The sequence below is a fragment of the Pseudomonas sp. PDM05 genome, from assembly GCF_014851685.1.
In the GTDB taxonomy this organism is placed as follows: Bacteria; Pseudomonadota; Gammaproteobacteria; order Pseudomonadales; family Pseudomonadaceae; genus Aquipseudomonas.
The window spans coordinates 29,733-46,537 of sequence record NZ_JACVAC010000023.1; the positions used below are offsets into that span (position 1 = coordinate 29,733).

The 16,805-nt window shown below is 60.2% G+C and carries 12 protein-coding genes; all 12 read left to right on the forward strand.

The features are described from left to right. The 12 genes from IB241_RS26470 to tssE all read left to right on the forward strand — a co-directional run bounded on the left by IB241_RS26470 (position 1) and on the right by tssE (position 16,803). Entirely contained in the window at positions 1–2,358 is a 2,358-nt protein-coding gene (locus tag IB241_RS26470) for a type VI secretion system Vgr family protein (protein WP_192301130.1), read from the forward strand. A gap of 31 nt (positions 2,359–2,389) precedes the next feature. Then, complete coding sequence (locus tag IB241_RS26475; RefSeq protein ID WP_192301131.1) at positions 2,390–5,032, forward strand: hypothetical protein; 2,643 nt, start codon at positions 2,390–2,392, stop codon at positions 5,030–5,032. Continuing rightward, positions 5,029–5,820 (forward strand): hypothetical protein, encoded by a 792-nt coding sequence (locus IB241_RS26480; RefSeq protein ID WP_192301132.1) that lies wholly within the window; start codon positions 5,029–5,031, stop codon positions 5,818–5,820. The genes IB241_RS26475 and IB241_RS26480 overlap by 4 nt, the downstream gene beginning before the upstream one ends. Before the next feature lie 53 nt (positions 5,821–5,873). Next, positions 5,874–6,653 (forward strand): hypothetical protein, encoded by a 780-nt coding sequence (locus IB241_RS26485; protein WP_192301133.1) that lies wholly within the window; start codon positions 5,874–5,876, stop codon positions 6,651–6,653. A 72-nt stretch (positions 6,654–6,725) separates the two neighbouring features. After that, positions 6,726–6,989 (forward strand): PAAR domain-containing protein, encoded by a 264-nt coding sequence (locus tag IB241_RS26490; RefSeq protein ID WP_192301134.1) that lies wholly within the window; start codon positions 6,726–6,728, stop codon positions 6,987–6,989. A gap of 86 nt (positions 6,990–7,075) precedes the next feature. Continuing rightward, positions 7,076–8,110 carry a hypothetical protein gene (locus IB241_RS26495; RefSeq protein WP_225595743.1) on the forward strand — a complete coding sequence of 345 codons (1,035 nt, stop codon included), beginning with the start codon at positions 7,076–7,078 and terminating at the stop codon, positions 8,108–8,110. Positions 8,111–8,119: 9 nt separating this feature from the next. Beyond that, the gene (locus IB241_RS26500; RefSeq protein ID WP_192301136.1) at positions 8,120–11,437 is read left to right on the forward strand and encodes an ImcF-related family protein; all 3,318 of its coding nucleotides are present in this window, start codon (positions 8,120–8,122) and stop codon (positions 11,435–11,437) included. After that, on the forward strand, positions 11,434–13,008 hold the full coding sequence (gene tssA / locus IB241_RS26505; protein WP_192301137.1) for a type VI secretion system protein TssA: 1,575 nt from the start codon (positions 11,434–11,436) through the stop codon (positions 13,006–13,008). The genes IB241_RS26500 and tssA overlap by 4 nt, the downstream gene beginning before the upstream one ends. Before the next feature lie 24 nt (positions 13,009–13,032). Then, positions 13,033–14,802 (forward strand): type VI secretion system baseplate subunit TssF, encoded by a 1,770-nt coding sequence (gene tssF, locus IB241_RS26510; RefSeq protein ID WP_192301138.1) that lies wholly within the window; start codon positions 13,033–13,035, stop codon positions 14,800–14,802. Beyond that, on the forward strand, positions 14,766–15,854 hold the full coding sequence (gene tssG, locus IB241_RS26515; protein ID WP_192301139.1) for a type VI secretion system baseplate subunit TssG: 1,089 nt from the start codon (positions 14,766–14,768) through the stop codon (positions 15,852–15,854). The genes tssF and tssG overlap by 37 nt, the downstream gene beginning before the upstream one ends. Continuing rightward, positions 15,835–16,362 (forward strand): type VI secretion system lipoprotein TssJ, encoded by a 528-nt coding sequence (gene tssJ / locus IB241_RS26520; protein ID WP_192301140.1) that lies wholly within the window; start codon positions 15,835–15,837, stop codon positions 16,360–16,362. The genes tssG and tssJ overlap by 20 nt, the downstream gene beginning before the upstream one ends. Positions 16,363–16,365: 3 nt before the next feature. Beyond that, on the forward strand, positions 16,366–16,803 hold the full coding sequence (gene tssE, locus IB241_RS26525) for a type VI secretion system baseplate subunit TssE (protein ID WP_192301141.1): 438 nt from the start codon (positions 16,366–16,368) through the stop codon (positions 16,801–16,803). Positions 16,804–16,805 lie beyond the last annotated feature (2 nt).

A 16,805-nucleotide genomic window follows, 5' to 3' on the forward strand; every position in this document is an offset into this window, starting at 1 on the left:
ATGAGTGTCTTCTTCGATCACAGTCGACACACATTGCGGGTCAACAATGTTGCCGCGCCGCTTGAGGTTCTGGCCTTTGAAGGCAAGGAGGGGCTAAGCCAGCCGTTCAAGTACCGCATCGAATTCACCAGCCCCGACCTCGACCTCGCCGCCGACTCCATCCTCGGCCATCAAGCCAGTTTCAGCCTGCACGCCCCACCACAAAAACTGCCGCTGCTGAGCCTGTCGCCCCCCAAGATCAAACCCCTGCGCGTGCTGCACGGCGTCGTCACCGCCTTCGCCCGCCGGTCCGGCTCCAATGACCAGGCCACCTATGCAATCACCCTGCAACCGCGTCTGGCCCTGCTTGAACGTGGCCGACAGTTGCGTATCTACCAGCACCAATCCGTGCCCGAGATCGTCGAACACATCCTGCGCAGCCGCCACGCTTTCGAAGGCCAGGACTTCCTGTTCACCCTCAAGCGCGACTACCCCCGGCGCGAACAGGTCATGCAATACGGCGAAAGCGACCTGGCCTTTATCAGCCGGCTGCTCGCCGAAGTGGGCATCTGGTATCGCTTCACCAGCGACGAACGCCTGCGCCTAGAGGTCGTCGAGTTTTTCGATAGCCAGCGCGGTTACCAATTCGACGTCGAACTGCCATACCGCCCGCAGTCCGGGCTCGGCAGCAGCGGGCAGGACGGCGTATGGGCGTTGCAATCGAGCCACCAGGTCGTCGAGCAACAGGTCAGCGTACGCGCCTACCACCACCGCGACGCCTGCGCCCACCTGAACGGCGGGATCGAGCAGAGCCGCGGCGGGGCCTACGGCGATGCCTACCACTACGCCGAACCCTACAGAATCCTCGGCAACCGCCTCGATCAAGACGAAGACCTGCCATGCGAAAGTGGCTACTTCTTCGCACGCCTGCGCCACGAGCAGTACCTGAACCAGCAGACCCGCCTGGGCGGCCTCAGCAGCAGCGCCACCCTGGCGCCGGGCCAGGTCCTCAGGATCAGCGGCGGCGCACCCCAGGCGTTCCAAGCCGGTGCAGTCATCACCCGCCTGACCACCCAGGCCGCGCGCGACCGCAGCTTCGAAGCCACGTTCGAGGCGATGCCCTATTCAGAAACCCTGTGCTTTCGCCCGGCCCCGCACGCCAAACCGCAAATCGCCGGCACCGTCCCGGCCCGCGTCACCAGCCCCCAGGCCCACGACCCTTACGGCCACATCGACATGGAAGGCCGCTACCGCGTCAACTTCCTGTTCGACCGCGACACCTGGAAACCTGGCGAAGAAAGCCTGTGGCTGCGCCTGGCCCGGCCCTACGCAGGCGACACCCACGGCCTGCACCTGCCACTGATCCCCGGCACCGAAGTGGCCATCGCCTTCGAACAAGGCGACCCGGACCGCCCCTACATCGCCCACGCCCTGCACGACAGCCAGCACGTCGACCACGTGACCCTGCGCAACTACAAACGCAACGTGCTGCGCACTCCGGCCAATAACAAACTGCGCATGGACGACACGCGGGGGCAGGAGCACATCAAGCTGAGCACGGAACACAGCGGCAAGAGCCAGTTGAACCTGGGGCATCTGGTGGATGCGCACAGGCAACAGCGTGGTGAAGGGTTCGAGTTGCGCACGGATGGGTGGGGCGCGATCCGGGGTGGGAAGGGGGTGTTTATCAGTGCGGATGAGCAGGCCAGGGCGCAGGGGCAGCAGCTTGAAATGGGCGCGGCGATGGCCCGCTTGGAGCAAGCGAGTGAGCAGTTGGACGCGCTCTCCACTGACGCTCTGGCGGCGAATGCCGATCCGGCGGACGTGCAGGCGCAGTTGAATTTACTCAAGCAAGACCTGGAACGACTCAAGTCGTCCGTGCTTCTACTCAGCGCTCCCCGGGGCGTTGCCCTGAGCAGCGGGGAGCACCTGCAACTGGCTGCGCAGGGCAACGTGATGATCAACGCCGGGGCTGAGGCGGATGTCAGTGTGGTCAAGCGCTTGTTTATCGGTGTGGGGCAGGGCGTCAGTCTGTTTGTGCGCAAGCTGGGGATCAAGTTGATCGCCAACGCCGGCCCTGTACGTATTCAGGCACAGAACGACACGTTGGAACTGATGGCGCGCAATGGCTTGGAAATCATCAGTGCTGAAGATGAAATCCGCATCGTCGCGAAAAAGAAAATCAGCCTGAATGCAGGTGGTAGTTACATCACCCTGAATCAAAGCGGGATCGAAGCTGGCACCCAAGGTGACTTCAATATCAAGGCTGCAGATTTCCAATTCCTGGAGCCCTCCCGGCAGTCGCTGGAAATGCCACAGCCCCCTCAACTGACCGAGCATAAATCCGTGCCCTCTGGGCTTACGGGTTTCTCTGGCTGATCACCTTGCGAAACCAGAAGTGAACTACGCCATGACCAACTTGTTTTCTCGGTTTTTCGAGCTCTTCAGTCCCGCTCGACACACGCCGATCTACTTGCCCGACTCGCCCACGGCGCAGAGCCGCTCTGCTCATTCAACTGCGCCTGCGCCAACACCGTTACCACTGAAGAACTGGAGCCATCCCTTCAAGGACAAAGCTCATCCGCTTCTGCAACTGACCCAAATGGCCAAGGCTGCAGCAGGTTACTACCCCGTGGGACGCAATGGCCTGTGGCACGGTGGCGTGCATTTCGACGGTGGCACTGCGGGGACTCTGGATCAATCCGGCGTGCATTGCCTGGCCGATGGTGAAGTGGTGGCTTATCGCATCGATCAGCACTCGCCCGGCACGACCTACTTCTTTGAAAAACTGACGGTGAAAAAGCCGTTTTCACGCAACTTCGTGTTGGTGCGCCACCGTCTTGAGGCGCCCAAAATCGAGGGCAGCCCAGACGCCCCGCCAAGCCTGGTGTTCTACAGCCTGTACATGCATTTGCGCGACTGGGCGGTGTACCAAACGGATCCGGCCATCGTACGGCCGGGATTCTGGCCCGAGGCGCAAACGCGTCGGGTCAAGGCCACGGCAAGCGATACCCACCCCGATTATCCCGGTCAGCAGGGTCTGAGCGTGTTCGGCCAGAGGCGACGTGGCAAAGCCCTGGCCCTGTTGCCTCGGGGCATGGAAGTGACGGTCAGCGGGGAAGGGGAATACCGTAAGGTGGAGGGCACCGATGGCCCGGAGGTGTTGAAAGATGCCGACGGTCGCCTGCAAGGTTATGTGGCCTATGAGTATCTGGTCGCGTTTGGCGAGGGCGTGTATCGGATCGGGGCCAGTGCACTGAATGTCCGCGCCGCAGCGAGCGCCAATAGCGACGTCCTTATGCGCTTGCCCCAGGGCACGGAAGTCTGCGTCAGCGGTGAAGGTGCCTTCCGTAAATTGGAGCGCGTAAACCAGTATGTTCACGCCGACTCTCTGGAGGGCGAGCGCGAGCCGGTAGCGGATCGCATCGTTGTCCTCGAACCGCCCTTTGCGATCAAGGCCGCCGACTTGATCGGTCACATCGGCCTATATCAAGACTGCGCTGCTGATTACCCGGAAGAAAAACTGCATCTGGAAGTGTTCAGTGGCGATGACGTGGAAACCTTCATCGAGGATTGCCGCGCCTGGGCGGAGCGACTGCCGGCGAGCAGCAAAACCTGGCTGAAACTTGCCAAGGACACTGCCGTGGTGGCGCATCAAGCGTACTTCAGTGCAACACAACCACCGTCTCTGAACGCGGCCAACACCCCCAGCGATGCTGATTTGTGGGTGCCCAAAAGCCTGCTCGACGGGCTTCCCTCTGAGAAAAAAATCCAGGTAGCGGCGATGCCGGGTCGCAAGGTGTGCAACTGGTATCGGCTGGAAGGCCTGCTTCACGACGCAGACGGTAACCTGCTCGACGGTTGGGTTTGCGAAGAAGTCGGCGTCACTCCTTGGGTCAGTCCCTGGTCATGGGATGGCTTTGAGGTGATCTTCAACTACGACACGCCGCGCCAGGCCCTTGCCTCCTTCTTGCGTGCGGCCAACCGTTTAAGTGCAGAGCAAATCGAACGCCACGGCGCCTTGGCGGACATGGCAGATACCGGCCCGCTCAAGACGCGGCTCTACGACCTCATCGACCGCAACCGCGATGGGAGCATGAGCGCCGACGAGCTGCAGTCCGCGATGGCGTTACCGGCCCATGCGCAGTCATTGGCGCAACTGATCATCTTTTATGAAAGCGAGTGGCGTCATGCCCCGAGTAAGTGGGATGGGTTGGACGAGATATTGGGTCATAACGGCTCGACACCGCAGCTGAATTGGGTGGCGGAGAAGGGGCGGATCAACGCGATGAGTTGGTGGGATGAAGTGGCGGTAGGGGTTGGGCTGCCAGGGCATGGGCAGGTTTATCACTTGCATCCGGTGGGGTTGGTGGGGAAGTTCTATACAAGCAAACATAAAATCACAGTAGAACTATTAGAGAAGATAACTGGTAAATCGGGTGGCTGGTTCTCCGGGAAAGGCGCAGGCCGCGCATTTGCTGAAATGTTCAAAGTGAAGTACCCGCAAATATATAACTATGATAAGTCCCGGTTTGTTGGGGAGCTGAATGATGCACTTGAGCGGTACGGGATCATAACGCCACATCAACAGGCGCACTTTGTTTCGCAATGTTTTCATGAGTCTGCGGCCTTCGAGACGACAGTTGAATTTGGTTCCGGCGTGCAGTATGACCCTGGAAGGCATTCGAGTGCAGTGGCTAACGGTAATACAAAGGTTGGTGATGGTCCGAAATATAAGGGCAGGGGCTTGATTCAGCTGACATGGAAAAATAACTACACGTCTTACTCTAACTACCGGAAGGTAGACTTTGTAGTGGATCCGGAAGCGCTAGCTTCCAATATGTTTAATGCGATAGACGTTTCGTGCTGGTATTGGCGGTTTAGCGGAGCTGTCACTAGGAAATATGATGCGCGGGGCGATATTAACGTTTTGGTAGATCATGAGCCTGGCAACGTTCAGCTAGTAACTCGCGCAGTGAATGGCGGTGACAATGGTCTGCATGAGCGTATGAAAATATATGAGGAAATTCGGAAAGAATGGGGGCTTTCATGATGCAGGTTACGACGTATGTGTTGAGGGTGTTTGGGGTCGTATTTTTTTGTGTTTTTTCATGCGTAAGCCATGGGCAGGCAGAGTCGCCTGTCATTAGCGTAATTAGTCGTGTGCCACTCTTGTTGTCGGTTTCCGTGAAGGGAGAAACGTTCGCGGTGTCTCCATCACAACAATTTATGCGCGACGTTTTTGAGATGTATGAGGATGTGTATGTTGAAGATATAACTGGTGATGGTGTGGCAGAGGTGTTTTTTCGTTTGGAAGGGCGAGGCGCTAATGCGTGCTACAAAGTATTGACTTACATAGAACGTAATAGGTCTCTAGATGAGTTGCTTTTTTCTGGGGGGGATCTATGCAATTACAGGATGGAAAGTGGTCGCGTAGTGAGTTCTTATAAAAATGGTGCGGTGTGGATTGAGGATGTTTACTTTTTTCGAGGTGGGAGGTTTTTGATTGAACTCTCGGATAGCTGTGTAGGGTGTGGCGAGGTGACGCGTAGAGCGCACAGGCGTGATGGTTCATTTTCTAGCTTCTTAGTGTCCGATGATATGAGTTTCGAGGCTAGAGCTCCATTTGTCGCTGAAGTGAAGTCTCTAAGGGCATGGGTTTTTTCCTCGCCAGAGGCTGCAGGGCCAACCGAAAAATATCTGATGGCGGGAGATAAAGTTACTTTTTTGAATGTTGAGCGTGTGGGCGGGGAGGAATGGGTTGAGTTTAGGTTTTCAAAAGATTCCGACCCTGAAGGGTGGTTGAGGTGCAGCGATGTTGGTGGGTGTGATTTTGGTTGATTTAATACTGTGAAATTAAAGTGTCGGGTTTGGTATAGAGGTGAGCATAAAAAGTGGTTAAATATCTGGTTTTTGTTTTTTTCTATGTTTTTATGTTGCCGGTACTTGCGCATGAGCGCTCATGTGATGAAGTTGGCGGTGGGCGGGGTTATCGACCAGTCGAACTTGACGGAGTTGTTGTGTGCTTTGTATACGTGGAAATACCAAAGGAAAAACAAGAGCAGCTGTCGCGTGACCCTGACGGTATTGCGGCTTACTCAGTATCTAAATCTGAGGGGGCGATGCTTGTTTATGAGTTTCCGTATGCAGGGACAAAGGGCAGGATTAACGATGTGTTTTCGCTTTCTGTTGGCGATGCAGGTGGGAAAGTGTTGTTTGTGATTCATAGTGTAGAAGCACCAAACTCCTGGGATGTTGCCGGTGATATTTACGATGTGGCTGTGATGAGGGTTCAAGTCGGTCGACTTGTTAAAGATGAAAAGCTTTCTCGGTTTTTTAGTCTGGGGGGAGACTTGCTTGGTGCGCATGGGAGAAGTGGTTATATATATCCCTATAAGGAAAGAAGTGCAGTGGTTGACGTTGTGCGCTCTCCACTGTTTGATTTTTTATATGCGTCTTCCCCGGTGGTTGGTGTGGTTAAAGAAAAAACATTCCTATATAGAGGAGGTGTAGAGCCTTCCGAGCAAGACCCGAAGGGCATGTATTTGATAAGCGGCGATGAAGTGATGCTTGAAGATTCAACGGCCGGCTGGTGCAAGATTTTGTATTTGGGCGGAGGAAAGGAAATCAAGCGATGGATGCAATGCAAGTCAGCGACTTTCAGCAAACGCTAAGTTGCCAGCGCGATTGCTGCTGGTCATTGTTGGTCTAGTCAAGTCTTTAATTTCTACTGGTCGGAAGTTTCCATGAAAAACATCATCCGCATCGGCGACAAAACAACCAGCGGCGGCACAGTTCTATCAGGCTCTACCACGATGATTTTCAGGGGCATAGGCGCGGCACGCCAAGGCGATCTCGTAAGTTGCCCAGTTCCTGGTCATGGTCAAACGGTTATTGCCGAGGGGCATCCCGCATTCCGTGACCATGGTCTTCCGGTAGCCTTCGATGGGCATCGGTGTGCTTGTGGCTGCGCGTTGATTTCGTCACTGCCTGCCGTGAGTGCGCGTTAGTCATGCCTGTCAGGTTGGATCAAGTGCCTGCCCAGGCTTCCAGACCCGTTCGGCCGGGGAAAGGGTGGTGGTTTGCAGGTTTACCGTTGTTTCTGCTCTTGCTGGGTGTGGGTGGGGTGTTTTTATTCGGCGCTCAACTACTGCGTCAGAACCCGATTGGTTTTCTGGGGCTGGCGGTGGGTATTCCACTGTTTGGTTGGTGTCTTTTGGGGTTTGGACGTGCCTTGCTGTACCTGGGGCAACAGCAAGTTGCCGATGGTTGGGATATGGCCCGCGAAGAGGATCTTGCCCACAAACTCCGGCGCGGTCGGCGTGTTCTACGGGTGTTGGCGGCGAACCATCACTGGATCGCGGGTAGTACCGAAGAAGCCCCTGGGCTGAGGCTACAGAGAGTACTGACGCAAGTACTTGCTGACCTTGTACAAGTGCTGGAACAGGTGCCTGGAAATACGCCATTGGCCGTATTGTTCGAAACAGAGAGTGCTCTGCCGGAGGCTGTGTCGCGACAAGCATGGCGACAAGCGTGGAGCCTCTGCGGAATTCGGCAGTCGGTGGTTCCTGTTCAGAGTGGCGGGCTGGATGCCTTGGACTATTGGCTGGACCATCGCATTGCTGATCAAGCGTTGCTCCTGGTGGTAACGATTCAGTTCATGCCGGCACAGCCGGAAGGCAAGGCTGAAGTGGCGACCGGGACATTGTTCGCTAATAGCAGGGCGCATCAGGCGTTGCCTTACAAAGCCTGTCTGCATCGCCCGGAACAGGCGCGTGAGGCAAATGACGATGCTTTGCTTTATGCCGCACGCCAGGCACTGGAATGGGCGCCGTTGGATGCGCAACCCGTCGAGCAGATCTGGCGAGTGGGAGTTGACACCGAGGGGGGAGCGCAGTTGCTTGCGGTATTGGACAAAGTGCCGATTCCGGCAATGCACAAGAAAAGATTTAACGACTTGGATACCTCACAGGGTAACCCAGGCAGAGCATCACCTTGGCTGGCGATTGCCGTAGCCACCCAGGCTATCGAGTGCGGTGTCGGATCGCAGTTCATCTTTAGTGGTGACGGCAATGGAGCGCATGGGCTCTGGTGCATGGTTTTGACACCCATGGAATCATTTTCGAAGTAGGAATTTCGGATGCAATTTCGACGGATTGTTTGGTTAGTCGTTCTATTGTCCGCGCTGCTATTGGTCGGTGCGGTACTGGGCATATTGATTTGGCGTTATCCCGAATTAGTCGGGATAACGCCCGGCAGTGTTGGGCAAATCATCGGTTTGTGGTTGATATCGGCTACGACTTTACTCTTGATGGCGTTCTTGGTGGCCTACCATTTTCTGGGTCATCAGCTGGGGCGTTCGGCTTACCAGCGACAGGCGCCAGACGACGTGTCCGAAGGTGTTGTCACTGAGCCTCGTGATATTCAGCAGGCGCAGTGTGTCGATTCGTTGAAAAAGCATTTGCATGCTCGTTATGGTTTTTTCTGGCGTCGAAAGGTGCGCCTGATGTTGGTGGTGGGTGAGCCTGAGCACATTGAGGCTGTTGCTCCCAATCTTGGCGCGCAACGTTGGCTGGAAGGCCGGGATACCGTCCTGTTATGGGGCGGCCGTGCTCAAGCAGAACTGAGCAAGTCGTTCGCTTTGCAATGGGTAGGGCTGAGCCACTGGCGCGCATTGGACGGGGTCATCTGGGCACTGGACCAGGTGCGTTGTGTTGATGGCGCCTTGATGAGCACAGGTACAAGCCAATTGCAGCAATTGGCTCATAGCCTGAGTTGGCAGTTACCTTTGCATTTTTGGCAGGTTTGCAACAGCCACTGGCCTCAGGGAGCGCGCAACTTGCAACCCGTGGGTTGTCTGTTGCCGACACGACTTGATGGCCACGTGATACAGGGCTGTTTGGAGACTTTGCTGGTGCCCCTGCGTCACCTCGGCCTATCCAACATACACGCTGATCTAAACCACGACTTCCTACTACGCCTCTCCCGCGACCTGCACTCGGAAGGGATTACCCGTTGGCGCCAAACACTTGCACCGCTACTAGGCAGGCGTCCCCACGGCACACCACTGCGCGGCCTATGGTTCAGCCCACCCATCCAACCCGTCGAAAACTGCCCCAAACACATCTGGCCCGTCCCCCCAGCCTGGCAAGGCATCGTCAACGACAAACCCGCGCCGCGTCGCCTTGGCTGGAGCGCGCCCCGAATCGCCTACACCCTGGCGCTATCCATGACCCTACTGTGGACCGCAGGCCTGCTCCTGTCCTTCAGCCAAAACCGCACCCAGATCAGCCGCGTCCAAACCGTTCTCCACACCCTGCAAACCACGTCCCAAGGCGACGCCCAACTGCTGGCCCTCAACGAGCTGGTCGACGAGCTGGCCCGCCTGGATTACCGCGCCGTTCACGGCACGCCTTGGTATCAACGTTTCGGCCTCAATCAAAATCAATCACTGCTGGCAACCCTCTGGCCCCACTACGTCGAAGCCAACAACCGTCTGATCCGCGACCCCGCAGCCGCCATCCTGCACCAGCAGCTCTCGGCGTTGCTCAAACTGGCTCCGGACAACCCGCAACGGACAGCCGGGGCTTACGCCCAACTCAAGGCTTACCTGATGATGGCGCGTCCGGAAAAAGCCGATGCCGCCCTCCTGCTCAAAACCCTCAACGAACTGGAACCCGCTCGCGCAGGCATCCCCCCCAACCTGCGTCAGTTCTACGCTGAACACTTATCCGCCAACCCCTCCTGGCGCATTCCGCTCGACCCCCGCCTGGTGGCGCAAGTCCGCCAGCTTCTGCTGCTGCAACTGGGCCAGCGCAACGCCGAGGCGAGCCTCTATCAGCAAGTCCTTGATGATGCCGGCAATCACTATCCCGATCTGGGCCTGCACCAACTGGTTGGCGACACCGATGCCTTCGCGCTGTTTGCCACCGACGCCAGCGTGCCCGGGGTCTTCACCCGGCAGGCCTGGGAGGGGCAGGTGCGCCAAGCCATCGAGCGGATTGCCGAGGCACGGCGTGAGGAAATCGACTGGGTGCTCAGCGACAAACCGACGGACCTCGATTCCCGGCTGAGCCCGGATCAACTGCGCGAGCGCCTCACCGAGCGTTACTTCCAGGACTACGCCAGCGCCTGGCTGGGCATGCTCAACAGTCTGCGCTGGCAGGCTGCGGGCAGTCTGGATGAGGCGATCGACCAGTTGACGCTGATCAGCGATGTACGCCAATCGCCGCTGATTGCGTTGATGAACACCCTCGCTTACCAGGGGCAGGCGGGGGCGCGGACGCCGGCCCTGGCGGACTCATTGGTGAAGTCTGCGCAAAAGCTGATCGGGCAGGACAAGGCGCCGCTGATCGATCAGTTGGCCGATGTGCCCGGCAGCCCGCTGGACACGACCTTCGGGCCGCTCCTGGCGCTGCTCGACAAACGCAACGATGATGGCCTGAGCCTGCAAACATTCCTCACCCGCGTGACCCGGGTGCGCCTGACATTGCAGCAAGTCAGCACTGCGCCCGACCCGCTGGAAATGACCCAGACCTTGGCGCAGAGTGTGTTTCAAGGCCGCAGTATCGACCTCACCGACACCCAGTCCTACGGCAGCCTGCTGGCCGCCAGTCTTGGCGCAGAATGGGGCGGCGTGGCGCAGACGTTATTTGTGCAGCCGCTGGAGCACGCCTGGCAGCGCGTGCTGCAACCCTCGGCAGCCGGGCTCAACAGCCAGTGGCAGCGTTCGATCGTCAACCATTGGGACAGTGCCTTCGCCAGTCGTTACCCGTTTGCGGCCAGCGCCAGCGACGCCTCCTTGCCCATGCTCGGACAGATGATCCGCGCCGACTCCGGACGTATCGAACGGTTCTTGCAGCAGCAATTGAGTGGCGTGTTGCGCAAGGAGGGCAATCGCTGGCTGGCGGACCCACGCCACAGTCAGGGCTTGCGCTTCAACCCGCAGTTCCTCAGCGCAATCAACCAACTCAGCGATCTGGCCGACGTGCTCTACACCGACGGCGGCATGGGCCTGCGCTTTGAGCTGCAAGGCAAACCGGTGCGCGATGTGGTGCAAACCCGCTTCATTCTCGATGGCGAACGCCATGATTACTTCAACCAGAAGGAGAGCTGGCAGCGCTTCAACTGGCCGGGGCGTAGCGACTATCCCGGTGCGAGCCTGAGCTGGACCAGCGTGCACAGCGGCGAACGCTTGTTCGGTGACTTCCCCGGGACCTGGGGCCTGCTGCGCCTGCTGGAGAAGGCCCAGGTCACGCCGCTGGACGATGCCGACAGCCGCTACCGCGTGCTGCTCAAGGCGCCGGATGGCTTGAATCTGGTTTGGCATCTGCGCACCGAACTGGAGGCCGGACCGTTGGCGTTGCTCAAGCTGAGGGGGTTCAAATTGCCCCGGCAGATTTTTCTCAGCGAGCGCGGGATCGACACGCCGTATGCGCAAAACGGGAGCTTGCCATGAGCCTGCGAACCCTGATCGATCGCTGCCTGGGAGGACGTGATGCACCTTCCTTCGCCAGTGCCCAGATGAGCCACTGGCAACCCTGGCTGTTACCCATCAGCGCTGCATCCAGCGTCGGCGAAGACCCGGCCTATCACGACGACTTCCAACGCATGCGCGAAGAGGTCAACAAACTGTCGGGGGCCGATGCCGAACAGGTCGCCGAGCTGGCGCAGAACCTATTGCTCCATCGCTGCAAGGACCTGCGCGTGGCCACCTACTACTTATGGGCACGCCTGCACAAAGACGGCGAAGCCGGCCTGGCCGACGGCCTGTGTTTGCTCGCGGCCCTGGTGGAACGTTTCGGCGACACGCTGCTGCCCGCCAGGCCCAACAGCCGCAAGCTGGCATTGGAATGGTTGGCCAGTGGCAAGGTGCTGGACCTGCTGTTGCTGTACCCGGAAGTGGTCAGGGCCGAAGCCAGCCGTACCGCCGCGGCATTGGCCTGGCTGGAGCGGGGCGTGACTGCGTGGCCGCAGGCGCAGCGGCCGCTGCTGGGCCCGTTGTATGACGCGTTGAGCGCCAGGCTCGCGCAGTCCGGCGGCATGGATGCACTGGTGCCGCAGAACAGCGCCAGCCCGGCGTCGCCTGCACTGCCCGCGCCAGTCATAAGATCCGGGCGCGACCTGCTGGACAGCGGCCGTGCACTGGCCATTTACCTGCGCGAGCAACCCCAGGGCTGGCTGGCCGCCCACCGCCTGATGAAAAGTCTGCGCTGGGACACGGTGCATCAGGCGCCGCCGCAAGAGATCAATGGCAACACGCGCCTGGCGCCGCCGCGTGCGGACTACCGCGCCCAGCTCAAGCGCCTGTACCTGCAACAGGGCTGGACCGAGCTGCTCGATCAGGTCGAGCGGATTTACGCCGAGGGCGTGAACCATTTCTGGCTCGACCTGCAGTGGTACCTGTACCAGGCCTTGAGTCGGCAACCGGCGCCGCAGGATGGTTGGGCTGATATTGCCAAGCGCGACCTGGGCATGTTCCTTGAACGCCTGCCGGGGCTGGAAGAACTGCGCTGGAACGACGGCAGCCCGTTCGCCGATGAGACCACCCGCGAGTGGATCGCCCAGCACGTCAGTGGCAATCGCCCCCAGACCTGGCTTCCGGTTGCGTCCGCCGCGCCCACGACGGACCCCGACGACATCCTGCCCCTGGAAAGCGAAGCACTGGCCCAGGCCGACAGCGACGGCGTGGACCAGGCCCTGGCCTGGCTGGCGGCGCGCCCAGGCATCCATACCGGGCGCCAGCGCTGGCTGCTGCGCCTGTTGATGGCGCGTGTCGCCGAACAGCATGGCAAGGGCGAGTTGGCCATCCACCTGCTGGGCGAACTGGACGCCACCGCACAACGTCAGGCCCTGGCCGAGTGGGAGCCCGACCTGCATTTCGAGGTCAAGGCGCGCCTGCTCAAATTGCTGCGAACCAAAGCCCAGCGCAACGACGCCGACAAACCCACCCTGGCCCGCAGGATGGAGGCCTTGCAGGCGGCGCTGGTGGCCATCGATCCGGTACGCGCCGCCGTGCTGTGTGGCTGAACCTCAACAATCAGGATGATAGTTATGGACATGGACAATCTGACATTGCGCTACTTCGACGCCGAAATGCGCTACCTGCGCGAAGCCGGCAAGGAGTTCGCCGACGCGTTTCCCGACCGCGCTGCCCAACTCAACCTGGACAAGCCAGGCGCGCAGGACCCTTATGTGGAGCGCCTGTTCGAAGGCTTCGCGTTCTTGATGGGACGCCTGCGGGAAAAACTCGACGACGATTTGCCGGAGCTGACCGAAGGGCTGGTCAGCCTGTTGTGGCCGCATTACTTGCGTACGATTCCATCGTTGTCGGTGGTCGAACTGGCGCCTGAACTCGAACAGATGAAACGCAGCGAGCGGATCGCCCAAGGCTTCGAAGTGTTGTCGCAACCGATCGGGCCACAACGCACCCGGTGTCGTTTCACCACCACCCAGGACCTGACCCTGCGGCCGCTGGCCCTGACAGCGCTGGGGCGCGGCTACGAAACCGACGGTCGCTCGCGCCTGCGCCTGCGTTTCGCCTGCGGGCCGCAGGCCGACTGGAGCCAGATCGACCTGAGCCGCCTGCCGTTGTACCTGAATGCCGATGCACCCCTGGCCAGTGCATTGCATCAGGCGCTGACCCTCAACGTCCAGGCCCTGTACCTGCGCTGGCCGGGCCAGGCCGAACGCCAGCCGCTGGCAGCGCATTTCAGTGCCAAGGGCTTTGCCGATGAGGACCGGCTATGGCCCAAAGGCGATAGCGCCTTCAGCGGCTACCAGTTGCTGCTGGAGTATTTCGCCTTTCGCGAGAAATTCATGTTCGTGACCCTGTGTGGCCTGGAGCAATTGCAGATCACACCCGGCACCGCCTGGTTCGAACTTGATGTGGTACTGCGCGAGCCTTGGCCGCACACGTTCGACTTGAACAGCGAACACATCCGGCTGCACGCCGTGCCGGTGATCAATCTGTTTGCGCTGGAAGCCGACCCGTTGACCCTGGCGCCCCTGCAAACCGACTACCTGCTGCGGCCGATGCGCTTGCAGGACGGGCATATGGAGATCTACTCGGTGGACCAGGTCACTGTCTCGGAAAACGCCGAGCGCCAGGATTACGTGCCGTTCACCAGCTTTCGTCACAAGGGCGGCATGCTGCGCGCCGATGCGCCGGAGCGGTATTTCCATACACGGCTCAAGCGCGCGCCCAATGGCCTGCACGACACCTGGCTGATCCTTGGCGGCGAGGGCTTCGACAAGGACCGCCTGCTCGAACACAAAAGCCTGTCGCTGCGCCTGACCGGCACTCACGGCCAGTTGCCGCGCAAGGCCCTGCAAAGCACCTCTCTCGACAGTGTGGTGCAGTCCACCCAAGTCGGCTTGCGTGTGCGCAACCTGTGCGCGCCGACCTTGCCCTGCTACCCGCCGAGCCGCGACCGCTTTCACTGGCGGGTGCTCAGTCACCTGGGCTCGAATTTCCTGCCAATGCTCGATAACGCCGAAGTGCTGCGCGGCACCCTGGCGCTGTATGACTGGACGGGCAGCGAGCTGAACCGCCGGCGCCTGGCCGCGATTGTCGAAGTCAGCCATCACCTGGTCCAGCGTTTCGACAAGGGCTTGCTGCTGCGTGGCGTGGACATCGAAATCGTCCTGGATGCCCAAGGCTTTTCAGGGGAGGGCGACATCAGCCTGTTTGGCGAGATGCTCAACCGTTTTTTTGCCCTCTACGCCGATGTGCATCTGTACACCCAGCTCACGCTGGTCCTGCAACCGACTGGAAAGTGCCTGCGATGGAACGAGAACCACAATCAGCGTATTCCCGGCTGACCGCCAGCGGTTTACTGGAGGCCATGGCCGGGCCGGTGGCCGAGGCCAACCTGTATCGCTTCTGCCAACTGCTGGAACAGGTGTTGCCCGGCCACCCGCCCTTGGGCAGCACTGCGCACCCGGGCGATGACGTCGTGCGCTTTCGGCCCGACCCCGGCATGGGGTTTCCGGGGGGCGAACTGCGGGCGATTGAAAGCGCGGGCGAGCACCCCGAGCGCCCGGCCACGGTACGCACCCGTTTGCTCGGGTTATACGGGGTGGATTCGCCCCTGCCCAGCGCCTACCTGGATGACATCGCGCAACGCCGTGAAGGGCATGAAGCGCTGCAAGCCTTCCTGGATATTTTCAATCACCGGATCTTCACCCAGTTCTATCGGATCTGGCGCAAGTATTCCTACCCGGCCACGTTTGAAGCGGGCGGCGCCGATGCCACTTCGCAGTGCCTGCTGGGCTTGGTCGGCCTGGGCATTCCGGGCACCGCTGCGCAGATCGGTACGCCGATTTCGCGTTTTCTGGCCTTGCTCAGCGTGATGCGTCTGCCCACGCGCAATGCCGAAGGCATCGGCGCATTGGTCAAGTTGCTGGCCCCCAACACCCTGGCGCAAGTCACCGCGCATTGGCCGCAGTACATCGTGCTCGCGCAGCCAGCGCGCCTGTGCACGCGGCGCCCGATGCGCCTGGCACAACAGGCGCCGTTGGGGCCGCTCGCCCGTGATGCCAGCAGCCAGCTGCGCCTGGCGCTGTATACCGAAGACCCACAGCAAGCCCGCGACTGGCTGCCCGGCGGGCAGTTGCACAGCGATCTGCTGGTGCTCCTGCGCGTCTACCTGGGGTGGCGCTGCACCGCGAAGCTGCAATTGACCCTGCCGCTGCGCAGCCTGCCGACGCCAGTACTGGGTCGCGCGCCGCTGCGCTTGGGCATGACCGCTGTGTTGGTGCCCGGCGGCGACGCCCAACCGCAGCAACGCCTGACGATCAACCTGGGCCGCTATCAAGGCCTGTCGATAAACCCTTGCAACCGGGAGACACAGCATGTCGCGTACCCTTTTTAGCCTTGTGATGCTGGCGCTGCCCCTCGCCGGGTGTGGCCTGGCCCAGACCGTGGCGGACGGCACGGCGTCCACCGCCCAGGCGATTTTCTACAAGCAGGTGAAAACCCTGCATCTGGATTTCAGCGCGCGCGCAGCCCTGAATACCGACACCGCCGACATGAATGCGCTGTCGCTGCCGACCCTGGTGCGCGTGTACCAGTTGCGTGACGACACCGCTGTAGCGCGGGCGACCTACGAAGGCTTGCTGGGCGATGACGAGCAACTGTTGGCCGGCGCATTGCTGGACAAACACACCCTGGTGGTGAAACCCGAGGAGGGCGCACCGCTGAGTGTGCCCCTGCACAAGGACGCGCGGTTCGTCAGCGTGGCGGCCTTGTTCCGCAGCCCGGATACCCGCGCCAACAGCTGGCGCCTGACCTTGGCTCGCGATGAACTGGACCCCGACCGGGTGCGGGTCATCGAGTTGGGAGACAACCGCTTGCGCCTGCGTCCGTTGGCAAAGGACTGAACCATGGGCGAATCCAACCCGTCGTTGTATGAATTGCTGCTGCAGAACTTTGCCGGTGAGTTGCCGCTGCATCAGGTCAGCGAAGCACATCAGCACACCCTGTCAGTCCTGGACAACCTGCAGCGCATCCTCAACAGCCGCGCCGGTGCCCTCAGCCATTTGCCCGACTACGGCCTGCCGGACATGGGCCTGATCCTGCAAGGCCTGCCCGCCACGGCCCACAGCCTGATCGGGATCATGGGCGACACCTTGCTCACTTACGAACCGCGCCTGGCGGCAATCGCCATCGAGCTGTTGCCCCAGGCGCTGCCGGGGCACCTTGAGTACGCCCTGGAGCTGCAATTGAAGGATGGGCAGCGCGTGAACGTAGGCACCACCCTGGCACCCACGGGCGACGTCACGCTGCGGGCGTTGAAACCGGGCGCCGCCCCAGAGCCATAAGG

Excerpts from the sequence above, each read along its gene's own strand:
- IB241_RS26470 (WP_192301130.1), top strand. The coding sequence starts at position 1 with ATGAGTGTCTTCTTCGATCACAGTCGACACACATTGCGGGTCAACAAT.
- IB241_RS26475 (WP_192301131.1), top strand. The coding sequence starts at position 2,390 with ATGACCAACTTGTTTTCTCGGTTTTTCGAGCTCTTCAGTCCCGCTCGA.
- IB241_RS26480 (WP_192301132.1), top strand. The coding sequence starts at position 5,029 with ATGATGCAGGTTACGACGTATGTGTTGAGGGTGTTTGGGGTCGTATTT.
- IB241_RS26490 (WP_192301134.1), top strand. The coding sequence starts at position 6,726 with ATGAAAAACATCATCCGCATCGGCGACAAAACAACCAGCGGCGGCACA.
- IB241_RS26500 (WP_192301136.1), top strand. The coding sequence starts at position 8,120 with ATGCAATTTCGACGGATTGTTTGGTTAGTCGTTCTATTGTCCGCGCTG.
- tssA (WP_192301137.1), top strand. The coding sequence starts at position 11,434 with ATGAGCCTGCGAACCCTGATCGATCGCTGCCTGGGAGGACGTGATGCA.
- tssF (WP_192301138.1), top strand. The coding sequence starts at position 13,033 with ATGGACATGGACAATCTGACATTGCGCTACTTCGACGCCGAAATGCGC.
- tssG (WP_192301139.1), top strand. The coding sequence starts at position 14,766 with ATGGAACGAGAACCACAATCAGCGTATTCCCGGCTGACCGCCAGCGGT.
- tssJ (WP_192301140.1), top strand. The coding sequence starts at position 15,835 with ATGTCGCGTACCCTTTTTAGCCTTGTGATGCTGGCGCTGCCCCTCGCC.
- tssE (WP_192301141.1), top strand. The coding sequence starts at position 16,366 with ATGGGCGAATCCAACCCGTCGTTGTATGAATTGCTGCTGCAGAACTTT.